Genomic DNA, 17,046 nt, shown 5'->3' with positions numbered 1-17,046 from the left:
TTTCCTACAGGAAAGCTGGCGGATGCCATTTTATACTATATTTCCCTCTATCTATATACGCCACCTCCTATGCCTCTACTAAAAACTTCTCTATTATCTATGTTTTGCATATTTCCTTCATCTCCACTAAAAACTTTTCCATACTGCTCTTTTAGTTGAATATTCTCCTTAAGAAGCCTGTTGTACCAATCTTGTATCCTCTTTATTACTTCTTTCGATGTCTCTCTTATCTCTTTATACCCTTAGGTAAAAAACGTCTTATCAATCCATTCATGCGCTCATTTGTCCTCCTCTCATACGCTGAATACGGATGTGTATAATATCCTTCAGAACCTAATCATTTAGGCTCTTTGTCAAGTAGTAGTGGGGGGGGGGTATTCTGAATGCCCACCTTTTTAGCTTTTTCAAGCATACATTAAATGTTATACATACCTATTATAGGTAAGCTACTGCAAAAAAACAATACCACACCCGCCCACTCATATAGTGGGTTTTTAAATATTCAACTTTTTCAACTTACCTACCACAACTGTACAAAATCCTCTTCCTAAATCTCTCAAAATTCCTGTATCCAAATCCATTCCTCTTTAATACTTTTATCTTGTTATTAAAACCCTCTGTCGTACTATTCGTATATGGAACATAAAATGCATTTACTATCTCAGAAAACCAGCTCCTAAAAACCTTTACACATCTCATAAATTCAGAAAGTCCACTTTGCTCTGCTTTCTCTACCCACTTTTTTAACGCAAGTCTTGCTTCTTCAGAATTACTGCTCTTTAACACTCTCTTAAATTCTTCTTTGAGCTGATGGGCTTTCATCAAATCTTGACTATACCAAAACATTACTTCTAATTCTTCTCTTTGCTCAGGCTCAAGTTCTTCATAATTCTTCAATAACAACTTCCTACTCCTCTTGTATATCCTTGATGAAATTGCAAAGTGAATGAAAACAAACGGGGAAGGTATATATTCCACGCGTCCATGGATAAAATATGGAGAAGGTCCGACAAAGGGTCAAGGCAGAGCTTTTCAGGAAAAAAGGCTTGAGTGGACAAAAGAGGATTTTAGATTTACCCAAAAAGATGGGAAAATTTTTGCTTTTCAAATGAAGTATCCAGAGGATCACAGGGCAATTATCAAAAGTTTGGGACTATCAAGCGGCATCTCTGTCAAAGAGGTAAGACTTTTGGGCTTTGAAGATGAGCTTGAATTTGAACAGCTTGACAGCACTCTGATAATCAAATTGCCAGAGAAGTACTGCAGCACAGGATATCCACATTGTTTTTGCATAAAGTAAAAACTTTTATTTTTCAGGGCTATTTCGAAAAGAAGAGGGAATAGCCCTGATGATTTTATCTGCTTTTTAAAGATTTTTTGATCTCAAAATCAAATTCACAATGCTCATTGTAGTTTCTTTCAAAAGCCGTGGCGCTTCTTTTAAGCATCTGTCAAGCAATGATGCCATATCAACGATAGAGAAAATTGAGGTTATGCCTTCTTTTGAATATTCTTCAAAAGGACAATCAATCGAACCTGAAATAACAATTACCATTTTGCCAAACTTTGCACCAAGCCTTGCAATTCCAATTGTAGATTTTCCAGATAGGCTTTGCCTGTCAAATCTTCCTTCACCGGTGATGATAATATCTGCCCACCTAACATGTTCTTCTGCATTTGAAGCGCTGAGTATATAATCTATTCCAGATACATACCGGGCATTCAGAAAAGCTAAAAGTGCAAAACCCAGGCCCCCAGCAGCACCAGCTCCACTTGAAAGCGACATGTCTTTTCCAAGATACTCTCTGGCAACATTTGCAAAATTCCTGAGCCCCATGTCAAGGAGTTTTACAGCATTTTCATCTGCACCTTTTTGAGGTGCAAATACATACGCTGCACCGTTTTCTCCATAGAGCGGGTTTGTTACATCACACAGGACTGTAAATTTTGCTTTGCACACATCTTTCAAAAATTCTGAATCATCAATCTTTTTTATTTTTACCAGGTTTTCTCCAACCGGTTTTAGCTTATTCCCATTTTCGTCCAGAAATTTCATACCAAGGCTATTTAGCATACCCACACCTGCGTCATTTGTTGCAGACCCACCAATACCAATGATGATTTCTTTAACTTCTTTTGAAATTGCGTATTTGATGAGCTCACCAACACCATATGTTGTTGTATAAAGGGGATTTCTCTCTTCATCTTTTAAAAGAAGAAGTCCTGAACATTCTGCCATTTCAATGATTGCTTTGTCTTCAAAAAATCCTATCCTGCTTTTTATTTTCCTGAAAAGAGGGTCGTTTACTTCAACTTCTTCTATTCTGGCGCCGAAGATTTTAGAGAGAGCTGTCAGGGTGCCTTCTCCACCGTCTGCAAGTGGAAGCTGAAAAACTTCTGCATTCCTGTCAACTTCACAAATAGCCTCTTTTATAATTTCAGATGCACTCAGTGCGTCAAATGATCCTTTGTATTTATCCGGCGCAACCAGATATTTCAATTAAATTTCCTCCTTTCCGGTCCATAAATCAGTCCATAAATATATTCTAACAAAATTTTTCCCGCATACGATAAATTTTTGAGAAGAATTATTGCCAATATATTAAGGGAAAATGGTTATTCAGCAATTGACATTGACATGATAATATATTAGAATATTTAATGTTTTAAAATAAGGCCCCGAGTATGAGTTGATTGTATAGATTTGATTTTATGATTACAAAAATTTGAAAAGGAGTGTAGGGAAGAAAGATGAAAACATACCTTGCAAAGCCAAATGAAGTTCCAAAGAAGTGGTATGTGATAGATGCAACAGGAAAACCGCTTGGAAGGCTTGCTGCTAAAATTGCTGTGATTTTAAGAGGTAAGCACAAACCCCAGTTTACGCCAAATGTTGATACAGGTGACTATGTGATTGTTATAAACGCTGAAAAGGTAGTTTTAACAGGTAAAAAGCTTGACAAGGACGGCTACAGGTATCATACAAAGTATCCGGGTGGCTTGAAATTTATTCCATATCGCAGACTTTTAGAAAAGCATCCAGAAAAGGCAATTGAAATTGCTGTTCGTGGAATGCTTCCTAAAAACAGGCTGAGAGACAGGTTCATGAGAAAGCTCAAAGTATACAGAGGACCAAATCATCCACATGCTGCACAAAAGCCAGAAGTTCTGGAAATTTAGTTTTAAGGGGAGGATATGAAAGTGGCACAGATTAGATATTATGCAACTGGTAGAAGAAAGACTTCTGTTGCTAAGGTCTGGCTAATGCCAGGAAAAGGGAATATAATGGTTAATGATAAAAAGATGGAAGAGTATTTCCCGCTTGAGACATTGAGAATAATTGTAAAACAGCCACTTACTCTTACAGAGACATTGAACAAATATGATGTTATTGCAAAAGTCCAGGGCGGTGGACTTTCTGGTCAGGCAGGTGCTGTAAGGCATGGTATTGCCAGAGCTCTGGTGCTTGCAGACCCAACGTTAAGACCAGTTTTAAAGAAAGCAGGATTTCTCACAAGAGACCCACGTATGGTGGAGAGAAAGAAGTACGGTCTCAAAAAAGCAAGAAGAGCACCCCAGTTCTCAAAAAGATAAAGAGGTTCTATCAGCTCCTTTTTCAAAAGGAGCTTTTATTTTTGCAATTTTACCGATTTTAAATTTCACCTATTGACATTATTTAAAAAGAGAAATATAATAAATTTGTAATTGCCAATGGGGGCATACCGAAATGGTATGTCCCCATTTTGCATTTTGGGCGGATATAGACTTTCAAAATAAGATTTGGGGGTGTTTTGGATGAACTATGCAGATATTGTATGGGTGCTTATTTCAACTGCTCTGGTTATGCTGATGACACCAGCGGTAGGTCTTTTTTACGGCGGAATGGTAAGAAGAAAAAATCTACTTTCAACAATTACCATGTCAGCATTGACTTTGGGAATAATCAGCATTGAATGGGTACTGGTTGGTTACAGCATGGCGTTTGGTCCTAATAAATTTGGTTTGATTGGAACCTTAGATTGGGCAGGTTTAAGAGATGTGGGGTATAAACCTAACCCTGACTATGCAGCCACAATTCCACACCTTTTGTTCATGGCATTTCAGATGATGTTTGCTGTAATTACCCCGGCTTTGATTGTAGGAGCCTATGTAGAAAGAATCAAATTTAGCAGTTATATACTCTTTACGCTGCTGTGGGCTATATTTGTATACAACCCTGTTGCGCACTGGGTGTGGGCAAAAGGTGGATGGCTTAAAAATTTGGGTGCTTTGGACTTTGCAGGCGGGACAGTTGTTCATATAACCGCTGGTGTCTCTGCTTTATCGCTGTCACTTGTGCTAAGACCGAGGAAAGATTTTGGCAAGGTTCAGATGGAACCAAACAATATTCCACTTACATTATTTGGTGCGTTTTTGCTCTGGTTTGGATGGTTCGGGTTCAATGGTGGAAGCAGCTTGGCTGCAAACGAGATAGGAGTGAATGCATTTGTTGTAACAAATGTAGCTGCTGCAGCTGCCGCTGTTTCGTGGATGATTATAAGCTGGCTTTATAAAAAGCCAAGTGCAATTGGAATTGCAACAGGTGCGGTTGTTGGGCTTGTTGCAATAACACCTGCATCGGGTTATGTAAATGCTCTTTCAGCAATTGTAATAGGTGCAGTTGCATCTATAATCTCATTCTACTTTATAAGGCTTCGCGAAAGACTGAAGCTTGATGAGACTCTGGATGTATGGGCATGCCATGGCATGGGTGGGACCTGGGGGGCAATAGCAACAGGAATATTTGCCAGCAAGGCTGTAAATTCTGCTGGAGGTGACGGTTTGATATTTGGAAATTTTAGATTATTTTTGGTACAGATTCTTTCTGTAGCTGTTGTATGGGCTTTCTCATTTGTTGTTACTTTTATAATAGCGAAAATTCTTGACAAGACAGTTGGACTTTCTGTCACATACGAAGAGGAGACAGTTGGTCTTGACATATCCCAGCATGGCGAAGAGGCTTATGGCGGAATCTAATTTCGGGGGTGTTTTGAAATGAAAAAGATAGAAGCTATTATCAGGGAAGAAAAGCTAAATGACCTCAAGGAGTGCTTGGAAAAAGAAGGAATCTATGGCATGACAGTTATGAGAGTAAAAGGAAGAGGAATCCAGCGAGGAATTACTCTGCAGTGGAGGGCAGGGTCTTACACAGTAGACCTTTTGCCAAAGGTTTTGGTAATGATTGTTGTAAGCGATGAGCGATTTGAAAAGGTTATAGATATTATTCTTGATTGCTGTTCAACTGGCAACCCGGGCGATGGGAAAATATTTGTCTCAGAGGTAAGTGAGGTTATTAGAATTAGCAGCAAAGAGAGAAATGTAAAAATTTAAAAGTATTAAAAAGCATCGAAAATCAAAAGGGCTACCTTCTTTTTACAAAAATCTTTTGAACAGGTAGCCCTTTATCTTTTTTTCATAATCTTTTTATATATATCAAACTGCATTTTGGCCATGGTGTCAGCTGAGAATTTTTCTTTTGCCTTTTGAGAAAGTCTTTTACCGAAAGCTGTAATAAGTTCTCTGCTATTCAAAAGAGTTTCTATTTTTCTGGCAAGTTCTTTATAATCTCCTACCTCAAACAAAAAGCCATTTTCACCGTCTTCAATAAGGTCTGGAACAGAACCAACCTTGCTTGAGACACAACATTTTTCAAGAGCTGTTGCTTCTAAGATTGAGTAGGGGAAAGTCTCTGAGTATGAACTAATCACATTTATATCAATTGCATTGAAAAAATCATAAGGGTTTTTTATGTTGCCAAGCAAAAAGACTCTATCATTCAATTTAAACTCATTTATCATATTTTGAAGAAATTCCTTCTGAGGGCCACTGCCACCAATTAGAAAAATTACATCGGGATTGTCTTTTACCACAAGGTTTGCAGCTTTAATAAATACATCCAATCCTTTTACTTTATATAATCGACTCAAATTCCCAACAATTGTCTTGGATTGATATACAGATTTGTCCATATACTTTGACAAAAATGAATCTTTTTCTTCAAAACTTATCTGTTTGTCAAAGTCAAATCCGTTGTACAAAAGAAAAATTCTTTTTTCATTCACTCCCAAGCTTTTAATCTTGCTAATTAGTCCAGAACCCACAGATATAAAATAATCAAATCTTTTCAGTGAGATCTTATTCAGGTATGAAAAAATAATCCTTTTATAAAAAACGTCCTGAAAGTCCAGGTCAAAATCACTATGTATTGTTGTTATAAAAGGTTTGTCTTTGAGTTTCCTTTTGAGAAACATACCAATAAAGTTTGCCCTTGCCCCGTGACAGTGGATTATATCATAACCCTGCTCTTCTATCAGATTATAAAGCCTGTCAACAACACTTAAATCAAATCGTGAACGCTGTGGAATAACGTCTATGTCAATTGAGGCATTCTTCACCTCTTCATAAAATGGTCCGTACATAAAGCAGATAATTTTTAAATCAACCAGATTTTTTAGTTTTGAACAGAGATTTATAATATGTGTTTTTGCGCCCCCGGTATCCCCACCGCTTATTAGATGCAAGACTTTCATTTTAAAACACAAACCTCCTCATTTTTTGCCATCCCCATTCAATTAGATTATATCACAACTCTTTATTTATAGGTGAAAATATGATAAAAATATATCGTATGGATTCGATAAAAAAGGTGATTTGAATTGAAGATGGTATATGTGTGTCAGGAATGTGGCTACAGGACCTCAAAGTGGCTTGGAAGATGTCCAAACTGCTCAAGCTGGGATACATTTGTGGGAGAGTACATAGAAGATAAGAAAAAAGAAACTGCCAAAATTCAAAAAAATAGCTTATCACTTTTAAAGCTTTCAGATGTGGCAACAGAAGAAGAGAGGTTTTTGTGCGGAATTGAAGAGCTTGACAGTGTCCTTGGCGGAGGTTTTGTCAGAGGTGAGCTTATTTTACTTGGCGGTGAGCCGGGAATAGGGAAGTCAACTTTGCTTTTGCAGGTAGCAAATATCCTGAGCAAAAGGATGAAGGTATTGTATGTGTCGGGTGAAGAAGGAGCAAACCAGTTAAAATTGAGAGCCCAGAGGTTAAAGATAGACGGCGATATTGACATTGTGTGTGAGACAAACTTTGATATTGTTGAGAGGTTGATTTTGGACTGCAAGCCTGAGTTTATTATTGTAGATTCTATCCAGACAATGTATATTTCGGAGAATCAATCAGCTCCGGGAAGTGTTACACAGGTAAGAGATGTGACAATGAAACTTTTGAAACTTGCTAAAAGCTTAAAGATTACAATTGTAATTGTTGGGCATGTTACAAAGGATGGACTTATTGCAGGACCGCGTGTTCTGGAACATATGGTTGACTGTGTTTTATACTTTGAAGGTGAGAGATTTAATACATTCAGAATTATAAGAGCTTATAAAAACCGATTTGGACCAACAAACCAGCTTGGAATATTTGAGATGACTGACAGAGGACTTATTGAGGTGAAGAATCCTTCAAGCCTCTTTTTGGAAAGCAGCTACAATGTAGAAGGTGTTGCCATTTACTCTGCAATTGAAGGGACACGCGCTATATTGCTGGAGATTCAGGCACTGACATCACCAACCCCTTTTGGAACACCAAGAAGGACTGTGACCGGCATTGATTACAATAGATGTATAATGCTCTGTGCAGTGCTTGAAAAGAAGGTTGGGCTTCCTTTAAATGTTCATGATATATATGTAAATGTTGCAGGCGGGTTTAAGGTTACAGAGCCGGCTGCAGACCTTGCGATTGTATGTGCAATTGCCTCAAGTTATAAGGGTGTGCCGGTTGGAGATAATGTATTAATAGGTGAAGTGGGGCTGACAGGTGAGATTAGGGCAGTAAGCAATATCGAAAAGAGGTTAAATGAGGCTAAAAAACTGGGCTTTGAAAGGGCGATAATTCCAAAGAGAAACTCGGAGAACCTGTCATCGGATTTTGGCATGAAGATATATGCAATGTCAAATATAGAAGAGGTACTTGATTTTATATTTTAAAAAAGAGAGATGATTAAAATATGATATTAGAAGAATTAAAAAAACTGCTAATTAAAGAGGGCGCAAGTGATGCTGGGATTTCAAATATACAAGAGTATCTTCCGCCTGAACTTAAAATGTTTAAAACCTGTATAACAGTTGTGGTTAAACTCTCTGATGCCATTGTGAATGAAATTGCAGATTCCCCCACATTTACTTATTACCATCATTATAAAGCGGTAAACAACCTCATTGACCTTTTGACATTGAAAGGAGTATTATTTTTAGAGTCAAAAGGCTATTTTGCAATGAGCATTGCAGCATCACAGAGTGTCCATGGCAAGGACAGTGGTTTTTCAGGAGTTTTGTCTCACAAAATAGGAGCAGTTTTGTCTGGCATGGGGTTTATAGGGAAAAACAACCTTTTTGTTCACAGCAGGTTTGGTCCAAGGGTAAGGCTTGGGACAATACTTACAACATATGAACCTGAAGAAAAGATTGAAAATCATATAATACAGCCCCAGTGTGGTGAATGTAATTTATGTGTAATAAGCTGTCCAGCACAGGCACTTCGTGGAAGTACATGGCACTTTGGCATTGATAGAAATGAGATGATAGACCCCCATGCATGTAGCACTTACATGAAAGAAAAGTTTAAGTATATAGGACGTGGCCAGGTCTGTGGTATATGCATGAGGGTCTGTCCTTATGGAAGTGAAGTCAAAAGATAGGTTTTTATCTTTTTAAAGTGTAGGTGTGGCAGTTTGTCTTTTCTTTTGTGCCCTGGGCTATAGAGTCGCCACCATCAACCGATACTTCAATTGATGGAGCTGTACATCTTTTGTTGTCCCAGTACATGCAGTCAGAAACATTGCATGTTATTCTATCCGGCATACTGAATACCTCCACTATTGATATGATTTTTTTGAGTTTTCCAAGAATTATTCTTTGCAAATAGTTTGAACTTTATTCAAGACCAATATTTTAATTTTGGGTGAGAAAAGCAAATGAAAAATATTGTTATATCAGGATATTACGGACAATTAAATACCGGTGATGAGGCAATCTTAAGGGTTCTGGTTGATAAACTGAAGGAGTATGAAAGAAAGAGCAATAGCAGTTTAAATATAGTTGTGCTGTCTTCACGACCCGAGCTGACAGCAAAGCTTTATAATGTGGAAGCTGTCAACAGAAAAAAGATTCCTTCTGTCATAAAAGCAATTAAAAGATGTGATATTTTTATTTCTGGCGGTGGAAGTCTTTTTCAGAATGAGACAAGCAACAGAAGCCTTTATTATTACCTTTTTCAAATATTTCTTGCAAAGCTTTTTGGCAAAAAGGTTTTTATTTTTTCTCAGGGTATTGGACCAATAAAAAGGTGGTATAATCTTTTGCTTTTTAAGCATGTGATAAAACTTGCAGATTATATTACAGTAAGAGATTATGATTCGTTTGACTTTTTGCATAAGCTAAAGATAGGCAAAAAGGTTGAACTTTCAGCAGACCCTGCGTTTTTATTGAATCCATGCTGTGATGCTAAGGTAAAAAAGCTCCTTGATGAGTATAAAATAGATTTTGGTAAAAAGACCATAGGTATTATAGTAAGAAAATGGAAAAAAGAGAAAGACATGACTGATAAAATTGCAAAGATTGCCGATGTCCTTATAGAAAATGAAGGGTACAATGTTGTTTTTATCCCTTTTCAGGGCAAGTGGGACATAATCAAGATAGATGAGATTGTCTCAAAGATGAAAAACAAACCATATGTGCTGAGCGATAAATTATCACCTTATGAACTTTTAGGAATTTTCAAGAAGTTGGATTTAGTAGTTGGAATGAGGCTTCATGCTCTTGTATTTGCAGCCAAAATGGGTGTTAAGTTTATTGGCATATCATATGATCCCAAAATTGATAGTTTCTTAAAAATATATGGGTTTAAACCTGCAGGGTATGTGGATAGCTTTGATGTAAACAACGTATTAATCGACATCCAGTATATGCTATCTGAAGGAAAGGTAACAAAAAAGATTGAAGAGATTTCAAAAAGTATGACCCAGAAAGCTGAAAAGGCTTTTGATATACTGGAAGATGCTCTGAGTAATATTAAAAAGAAAGATAGCATAAATATCTTGGGTGTGAGGATTGACTGTGTAAACTTCAGGAAGGCAAAAGAAAAGTGTCTTGAATTTTTAAATTCCTCATCACCTCATATTGTTTTTACTCCAAATGTAGAAATGATTATGCTTGCACAAAAGGATGAGAAATTTAAAAAGATTCTTAACTCAGGTGATTTAAATGTTCCGGATGGCATTGGAGTTGTTTGGGCATCAAAATATTTTGGAGAAAGGCTCTTTGAGAGGGTTACCGGGTTTGATCTGATGATGTCGCTTATGCCAGAGCTTGAAAAGCATAAAAAAAGAGTGTTCTTACTCGGGGCAAAACCTTCGGTTGCTGAAAGGGCTGGAGAAAATCTTTTAAAGACTTTCAAAAACTTAATTATCTGTGGTACACACCATGGCTATTTTTCGCAAGAAGAGAATGAGAAAGTGATAGACATTATAAACTCATCAAAAACAGATGTTCTTTTTGTTGCAATGGGCATGAAAAAGCAGGAAGAGTGGATTTATAAAAATAGAAAAAAATTAAATTGTAAACTTATTATGGGCGTTGGTGGAAGTCTTGATGTGCTCTCGGGTGAGGTAAAAAGAGCACCTATAATTTTCCAGAAGCTTGGACTTGAATGGTTCTATAGACTGATTACACAGCCATGGAGATTCAGAAGAATGCTGGCACTTCCTAAGTTTGTACTTGTTGTTTTGAAAACTAAGATGTTTGGGGGAAGATAAATGCTGAAAAAAATTTTCAGAGTGATATACGAATATGCTGCTATAACATTTGGCTCACTTCTGGTTGCACTGTCTTTAAACCTTTTTCTTGTGCCAAACAAGATAGCAGCGGGGGGCTTTTCGGGTATTGCCACAGTTTTGTATTATGTTTCTCACTACAAACTTCCTGTTGGTATGACAATGCTTGCTTTGAACATTCCTGCTTTTTTACTCGGCATAAAGACAATTGGGGTGGATTTCGGAGTAAAAAGTGTTTATGGGACCATTGCTCTTTCGGTCTTAACAGACCTGACAGCATTTTTGCCATGTGTTACATATGATAAGCTCCTGGCTTCAGTTTTTGGCGGAGCACTCATGGGGTTGGGGCTTGCTATTGTGCTTTTGTATGGAGCAACAACCGGTGGTACCGAAATGCTTGCAAGGATTATTCACAAATTTCTCTCCTTTATATCAGTTGGGCAAATTCTTTTGGGACTTGATGTCGCTGTAATTGCAATGGCATCAATGGTATTTAAGAACTATGAACTTGGACTTTGGGCAGTTCTGACACTTTTTGCATGTTCAAAGTTGATTGATGCCATTTTAGAAGGTGTAAACTTTGCAAAGGCGCTCATAATAATCTCAGATAAATCTGATATAATTACTGAAAAGATTTTAAGAGATCTTGACAGAGGAGTTACAGGTCTTCACGGTATTGGCATGTGGACAAAGACAGAAAAAAACGTGCTGCTTTGTGTTGTAAAAAGACATGAGGTAAGCCGTGTGAAAAACCTTGTCAGAAGTGTTGACGAGAAGGCATTTGTCATTTTGACAGACGTTCGAGAGGTTTTGGGTGAAGGTTTTTCTGTTTGATTAAAAATAATTTAATGGTATAATATAAAGAAAAAAGAAATAAGCTACCTGTCAGCAGGCAAAAGACAATTCAAATTTCATAAAGGAGGTCAAATGTATAAAATGGACAGGGCAAAAGAGCTTGAGCTCAAAAAAATAGCGACCGAGATAAGAAAAAGCATAATTATTCAAACGGCTGAAGCTGGCTCTGGTCATCCTGGCGGCTCACTTTCTGGTGTTGAGATTTTGACATATCTTTATTTTGTTGAGATGAATATTGACCCCAGAAATCCCAAAGACCCGGATAGAGACAGATTTGTTTTATCCAAAGGACATGCCTCTCCCCTTTTATATGCGGTTTTAGCTGAAAAGGGTTTCATAAGCAAGGAGGAGCTGAAAGGCTTCAGACAGATTTATTCAAATCTCCAGGGGCATCCTGATATGAAAAAGGTGCCGGGTGTTGAGATGTCAACAGGTTCGCTGGGGCAGGGTCTGTCTGTTGCAAACGGCATGGCGCTTGCAGGGAAACTGGATGGGAAGAACTACAGAGTGTATGTTTTGCTTGGCGATGGTGAGATTCAGGAAGGACAAATTTGGGAAGCTGCAATGACAGCTGCACATTACAAGCTTGACAACCTGACAGCGTTTTTGGACCACAATGGGCTTCAGATAGACGGTAAAATCACAGAGGTCATGTCACCCGAGCCTGTTGATGAGAAATTCAGAGCATTTGGCTGGCATGTTATAACAATTGACGGGCATGATTTTAATCAGATAGAAAAGGCAGTTAGCGAGGCAAAGACAGTGAAAGGCAAGCCGACAATTATAATTGCTGAAACAGTAAAAGGCAAGGGTGTATCATTTATGGAAAATGAAGCAGGCTGGCACGGCACAGCTCCCAATAAAGAGCAGGCTCAAAAAGCTTTAGAGGAGCTGCAAAAGCAGTTAGAAAGCTTGGAGGTGCAGGGATAAAATGGCTAAAATTGCTACAAGAGAAGCTTATAGTCAGGCTCTGGCTGAGTTTGGAGAGCTTTACAAAAACATAGTTGTACTTGATGCAGATCTTTCAAAGTCAACCAGGACAGAGATTTTCAAAAAGAAGTTCCCTGATAGATTTTTCAACATAGGAATAGCAGAGCAGGACCTTATGGCAACAGCAGCAGGGCTTGCAACATGCGGAAAGATACCTTTTGCAAGCACGTTTGCTATCTTTGCGGCAGGAAGAGCTTATGACCAGGTCAGAAACTCGATTGGCTATCCGCATCTTAATGTTAAGATTGGAGCATCACATGCAGGTGTGTCAATTGGTGAGGATGGGGCATCCCATCAGATGCTTGAAGACATTGCACTGATGAGAGTAATTCCGGGCATGGTTGTACTGTCACCTTCTGATGCAGCATCCACATATGAATGTGTAAGGCTTGCAATTGAACATGAAGGACCTGTTTATATTCGCTTGGGAAGACTTGGTGTTGAGGAGATTTACAGAAAAGGTGAGCTAAAACTTGAGCTTGGGAAAGGCATTGTTCTTCAAAAAGGTACAGATGTTGGAATTCTGGCAACCGGGCTTATGGTTCATGAAGCCATAAAAGCAGCAAAGATGCTTCAGGAGAAAGGGATATCGGTTTATCTTGTTGACATGCCATGTATCAAGCCAATTGATGCTGAACTTGTATTGGAAGTTGCAAAGACAGCTGGCTGCATTGTCACAGCAGAGGAGCACAATGTTTTGGGTGGTTTTGGGAGTGCTGTTTCTGAGGTTCTGGTTCAAAATTATCCTGTACCTGTTAGGATGGTTGGTGTAAATGATGAGTTTGGCAGGTCAGGAAAGCCTGAGGATGTTTTGAAATATTATAAACTCACTGCTGAGGAGATAGTAAACAAGGCAAAGGAAGTTATGAAACTGAAAAAGTAAAGAAAATTTAAAAGTAATAGCCGTCTTTTTTACAGGGTAAAACCTGGTAAAAAGGCGGCTTTTTTGTTTTTATGCATTCGTGGTAAAATTATAATTAAACCTTGACTTTTTTTATGAATGGGGATTTCTGAAAATATGGATGAAAGAATAAAGCTCAAAGAAAAGGTGCAACATGGCACATTAATGTTTCCGATAAATGTATATGAAAATTTATTCTGGTATCAAAGTAGCTATCTTTTACCACACTGGCATGATGAGTTTGAAATAGTATATCTTGAAAAAGGTTCAGCAAGTTTTTCTATAGATGGACAGGAATATATTTTGTCACCTCGCCAGTTTTTATTTATCAGCTGTGGTTCAATTCACTCAGGAAAAGCTATTGACTGTCCAGAAGCGTATGCGATTGTATTCAATCTGAATATGCTTTGCTCGCAAGAACCAGATATTTGCAAAACTAAATATATTAAGCCGGTTGAGGAAAGAAAAGTACTGGTGCCCAATTTAATTGAGGATACCTTTCTGGAGATGTTGATATTTGATTTAATAAAGACATGGAAAGAAAAGAACTATGGTTATGAGCTTTATATAAAATCAAATCTTTTTTTAATTTTTTACCATCTTTTTAACAAAGGATATGTTGTGGAAAGCAGCATTAACAGAGAATTTAATTCCAAGCTTGAGAAGATAAAGGCAGCTTTGGACTATATCAACTCTAACTACTCTGATTCACTCAGTATAGAGAAACTCAGCAAGATTACAAGCTTAAGCAAGTACTATTTTTGCAGGTTGTTTAAAGAGATTACCAGTCTTACACCCATTGATTACATAAACAAGCTCAGAATTGAAAAGGCTATTGAACTTCTCAAGAACACCAATCTTAGCATCTCAGAAATAGCATTTGAAGTTGGATTTAACAATGTGAGTTATTTTATAAAAATATTCAAAGAATATGTAGGAATAACTCCTCTACAGTACAAAAAGAAGGATACAATTTAGCAATGTATTTATATTTTTTTGCAATATGGTTAAAGAAATAATTTTGTTTTAAGTTTATTTTTTATAGTAGATACCTGATATTTTTCTGGAGGGAGAACAGGATGAAATTTACCGATGGCTTCTGGCGTGTCAAAGAGGGTATAAAGTTATATCATCCAGCTCATGTGTATGATTATGAAATTGCAGAGGATTCAGCTATAATTTTTGCACCAGCTCATTTTATTGCAAACAGGGGACAAACGCTGCAGGGTCCTGTCTTTACCGTGCGTTTTTCTTCACCTTTTGAAGATGTTATAAGAGTGCAAATCTGGCACTACAAGGGTCAAAAAGAGAAAAAGCCATATTTTGAATTTTATAAAGAAGAAGGATACTGTCCTGTGATAGAAGATTTTTCGGATAGAATAATAATAACAAGTGGAAAGCTGAAAGCTGTTGTAAATAAAAAAAGTGAATGGGAAGTGAAATACTACTATGAGGATAAATGCCTGACAAAAAATGGTTATAAATATTTTGGCTGCGCAGTTATGCCTGAAAACACTGCTTACATGAGAGAACAGCTTTCTTTGAGTGTTGGTGAATGTGTTTACGGGCTGGGCGAGAGATTTACTTCTTTTGTTAAAAACGGACAAACAGTTGATATATGGAATGAAGATGGTGGTACAATCTCTGATTTTGCCTACAAAAACATTCCTTTTTACATCACAAACCGCGGGTATGGTGTTTTTGTAAATGATCCAGGGCGTGTATCCTTTGAAGTTGCATCTGAGAATGTTGAAAGGGTTCAGTTTTCTGTGAAAGGGGAATATTTAGAGTATTTCATAATTGGTGGCAATAGCATGAAAAATGTTTTGGAAAATTACACAAAGCTTACAGGTCGGCCGCAGCTTCCACCTGCATGGTCTTTTGGACTCTGGCTTACAACCTCATTTACAACAAGTTATGATGAAAAGACAGTTACAGGCTTTATAGATGGAATGCTGCAAAGAGGCATTCCGCTTCATGTATTTCATTTTGACTGTTTCTGGATGAAAGATATGCACTGGGTTGATTTTGAGTGGGACAGAAGAGTTTTTCCGGAGCCTTCGCAGATGCTAAAGCGTCTGAAAGAAAAGGGAGTGAAGATATGTGTCTGGATAAATCCTTATGTGTCTCAGCTTTCAAAACTTTTTGATGAGGGGAAAGAAAAAGGATATTTTATAAAAAAGCCAAATGGAGATATCTGGCAGACAGATGATTGGCAGCCCGGTATGGCAATTGTTGATTTTACAAACCCAGATGCCTGCAGGTGGTATTCAGAAAAGCTCAAAGAGCTTATCAAAATGGGAGTTGACTGTTTTAAAACAGATTTTGGTGAAAGAATTCCAACAGATGTTGTGTACTTTGATGGCTCGGATCCCGAAAAGATGCACAATTACTACACCTATCTTTACAACAGGACAGTATATGAAACACTTCAAGAAGCATCTGGCAACGCAAATGCACTTGTTTTTGCAAGGTCAGCAACAGCAGGAAGCCAGAAATTTCCTGTGCACTGGGGCGGAGACTGTCTGGCTTCATATGAGTCTATGGCAGAGACTTTAAGAGGTGGACTTTCACTTTCGCTTTGTGGTTTTGGTTTCTGGAGTCATGACATAGGCGGGTTTGAGAGCACAGCAACGCCAGATCTTTATAAAAGATGGGTGGCATTTGGGCTTTTGTCTTCTCACAGCAGACTTCACGGAAATTCTGCCTATAAAGTTCCCTGGCTTTACGATGAGGAAGCGGTTGAAGTACTTGGATTCTTTACAAAATTAAAATGCAAACTTATGCCATACATCTTCTCAGCGGCTACAGAGGCAGCAGAAAAAGGAATCCCTGTGCTAAGACCCATGGTATTAGAATTTCCGGATGACCCTGCATGTGAGTATCTTGACAGACAATACATGCTTGGAGATAGTCTCCTGGTTGCTCCAATTTTCTCACCGGATGGTGAGGTTCAGTATTATGTACCTGAAGGTATATGGACAAATATCCTGACAGGTGAGAAGATTGTTGGTGGAAGATGGAGAAAGGAAAAACATAGCTACTTTAGCCTGCCGCTTCTGGCAAGACCCCATTCTATAATTCCAATGGGATACTGTGATACAAGACCTGATTATGATTATGCTAAAAATGTAACTTTGAATGTATACAATTTAGAAGAGGGAAAGGTAGCTTCTGTGGTTGTGAAAAATACAAATGGCGAAACAGAGCTTAAATTGGAAGTAAGAAGAGAAAAAAGTAAAATTTCGATAAATGTATTAAAGGACACTCAAAAGCTTTGGAGGCTTTTCTTTCATGGTCTTGAGTTAAAGTCTCAGTTTAATGCTTTTGTGACTAAAAAAGAAAATGGGAGTGAAGTAATATTAGGGGCAGCAGCTGAAGAGGCGCTTTTGAGTATTGAAAAGTGAGCTTTTCTTTGTTAGAATGT

General features: G+C 37.8%; 16 protein-coding genes and 2 pseudogenes. 13 read left to right on the top strand and 5 right to left on the bottom strand.

All coding sequences use genetic code 11. The features are described 5' to 3' along the window. Nucleotides 1-97: 97 nt before the first annotated feature. Together OTK00_RS12250 and OTK00_RS09330 are read right to left on the bottom strand one after the other, a co-directional pair. Nucleotides 98-337, bottom strand: a pseudogene (locus OTK00_RS12250) (IS30 family transposase); the annotation flags it as partial. A 179-nt stretch (nucleotides 338-516) separates the two neighbouring features. Continuing rightward, nucleotides 517-927 (bottom strand): annotated as a pseudogene (locus OTK00_RS09330) (ISL3 family transposase); the annotation flags it as partial. Nucleotides 928-946: 19 nt separating this feature from the next. Between OTK00_RS09330 and OTK00_RS09325 the strand changes: the two are divergent. Further along, complete coding sequence (locus OTK00_RS09325; protein WP_082054647.1) at nucleotides 947-1,300, top strand: alpha-L-fucosidase C-terminal domain-containing protein; 354 nt, start codon at nucleotides 947-949, stop codon at nucleotides 1,298-1,300. A 66-nt stretch (nucleotides 1,301-1,366) separates the two neighbouring features. On the opposite strand, the gene OTK00_RS09320 is transcribed toward OTK00_RS09325, so the two are convergent. Continuing rightward, nucleotides 1,367-2,500, bottom strand: coding sequence for a glycerate kinase (locus OTK00_RS09320; RefSeq protein WP_045169998.1), 1,134 nt, complete (start codon nucleotides 2,498-2,500; stop codon nucleotides 1,367-1,369). Nucleotides 2,501-2,751: 251 nt separating this feature from the next. Here OTK00_RS09320 and rplM point away from each other — a divergent pair, with 251 nt between their 5' ends. The 4 genes from rplM (at nucleotide 2,752) to OTK00_RS09300 (ending at nucleotide 5,370) form a co-directional block, all read left to right on the top strand. Continuing rightward, complete coding sequence (gene rplM / locus OTK00_RS09315; RefSeq protein WP_013291114.1) at nucleotides 2,752-3,180, top strand: 50S ribosomal protein L13; 429 nt, start codon at nucleotides 2,752-2,754, stop codon at nucleotides 3,178-3,180. A 21-nt stretch (nucleotides 3,181-3,201) separates the two neighbouring features. Then, nucleotides 3,202-3,594, top strand: a complete 393-nt coding sequence (gene rpsI / locus OTK00_RS09310) for a 30S ribosomal protein S9 (RefSeq protein WP_045169997.1) — start codon at nucleotides 3,202-3,204, stop codon at nucleotides 3,592-3,594. Nucleotides 3,595-3,795: 201 nt separating this feature from the next. After that, nucleotides 3,796-5,016, top strand: coding sequence for an ammonium transporter (locus tag OTK00_RS09305; RefSeq protein WP_045169996.1), 1,221 nt, complete (start codon nucleotides 3,796-3,798; stop codon nucleotides 5,014-5,016). An 18-nt stretch (nucleotides 5,017-5,034) separates the two neighbouring features. Beyond that, the gene (locus OTK00_RS09300; RefSeq protein WP_045169995.1) at nucleotides 5,035-5,370 is read left to right on the top strand and encodes a P-II family nitrogen regulator; all 336 of its coding nucleotides are present in this window, start codon (nucleotides 5,035-5,037) and stop codon (nucleotides 5,368-5,370) included. A gap of 71 nt (nucleotides 5,371-5,441) precedes the next feature. On the opposite strand, the gene OTK00_RS09295 is transcribed toward OTK00_RS09300, so the two are convergent. Continuing rightward, on the bottom strand, nucleotides 5,442-6,569 hold the full coding sequence (locus OTK00_RS09295; protein WP_045169994.1) for a glycosyltransferase: 1,128 nt from the start codon (nucleotides 6,567-6,569) through the stop codon (nucleotides 5,442-5,444). A gap of 132 nt (nucleotides 6,570-6,701) precedes the next feature. Between OTK00_RS09295 and radA the strand changes: the two genes are divergently transcribed. Together radA and OTK00_RS09285 are read left to right on the top strand one after the other, a co-directional pair. Further along, entirely contained in the window at nucleotides 6,702-8,030 is a 1,329-nt protein-coding gene (gene radA, locus OTK00_RS09290) for a DNA repair protein RadA (RefSeq protein ID WP_045169993.1), read from the top strand. Nucleotides 8,031-8,050: 20 nt separating this feature from the next. Beyond that, the gene (locus tag OTK00_RS09285) at nucleotides 8,051-8,740 is read left to right on the top strand and encodes a 4Fe-4S double cluster binding domain-containing protein (protein ID WP_045169992.1); all 690 of its coding nucleotides are present in this window, start codon (nucleotides 8,051-8,053) and stop codon (nucleotides 8,738-8,740) included. Between the two features lie 4 nt (nucleotides 8,741-8,744). On the opposite strand, the gene OTK00_RS09280 is transcribed toward OTK00_RS09285, so the two are convergent. Beyond that, nucleotides 8,745-8,903 carry a DUF1540 domain-containing protein gene (locus OTK00_RS09280; RefSeq protein WP_082054646.1) on the bottom strand — a complete coding sequence of 53 codons (159 nt, stop codon included), beginning with the start codon at nucleotides 8,901-8,903 and terminating at the stop codon, nucleotides 8,745-8,747. Nucleotides 8,904-9,016: 113 nt separating this feature from the next. Between OTK00_RS09280 and csaB the strand changes: the two genes are divergently transcribed. The 6 genes from csaB (at nucleotide 9,017) to yicI (ending at nucleotide 17,026) form a co-directional block, all read left to right on the top strand. Continuing rightward, complete coding sequence (gene csaB / locus OTK00_RS09275; RefSeq protein WP_045169991.1) at nucleotides 9,017-10,855, top strand: polysaccharide pyruvyl transferase CsaB; 1,839 nt, start codon at nucleotides 9,017-9,019, stop codon at nucleotides 10,853-10,855. Next, a complete protein-coding gene (locus OTK00_RS09270; protein WP_045169990.1) occupies nucleotides 10,856-11,707 on the top strand; it encodes a YitT family protein in 852 nt (283 codons plus the stop codon). It begins immediately after the preceding gene. A 102-nt stretch (nucleotides 11,708-11,809) separates the two neighbouring features. Beyond that, nucleotides 11,810-12,658 (top strand): transketolase, encoded by an 849-nt coding sequence (locus tag OTK00_RS09265; protein ID WP_045169989.1) that lies wholly within the window; start codon nucleotides 11,810-11,812, stop codon nucleotides 12,656-12,658. 1 nt (nucleotide 12,659) lies between these two features. Continuing rightward, entirely contained in the window at nucleotides 12,660-13,601 is a 942-nt protein-coding gene (locus OTK00_RS09260) for a transketolase family protein (RefSeq protein ID WP_045169988.1), read from the top strand. Between the two features lie 135 nt (nucleotides 13,602-13,736). After that, nucleotides 13,737-14,597, top strand: coding sequence for an AraC family transcriptional regulator (locus OTK00_RS09255; RefSeq protein WP_045169987.1), 861 nt, complete (start codon nucleotides 13,737-13,739; stop codon nucleotides 14,595-14,597). A 101-nt stretch (nucleotides 14,598-14,698) separates the two neighbouring features. Further along, nucleotides 14,699-17,026 (top strand): alpha-xylosidase, encoded by a 2,328-nt coding sequence (gene yicI, locus OTK00_RS09250; RefSeq protein ID WP_045169986.1) that lies wholly within the window; start codon nucleotides 14,699-14,701, stop codon nucleotides 17,024-17,026. Nucleotides 17,027-17,046 lie beyond the last annotated feature (20 nt).

The sequence above is a fragment of the Caldicellulosiruptor morganii genome (assembly GCF_026810225.1).
GTDB classification, from domain to species: Bacteria; Bacillota; Thermoanaerobacteria; order Caldicellulosiruptorales; family Caldicellulosiruptoraceae; genus Caldicellulosiruptor; species Caldicellulosiruptor morganii.
This window is presented reverse-complemented; position numbering and strand designations above follow the sequence as displayed.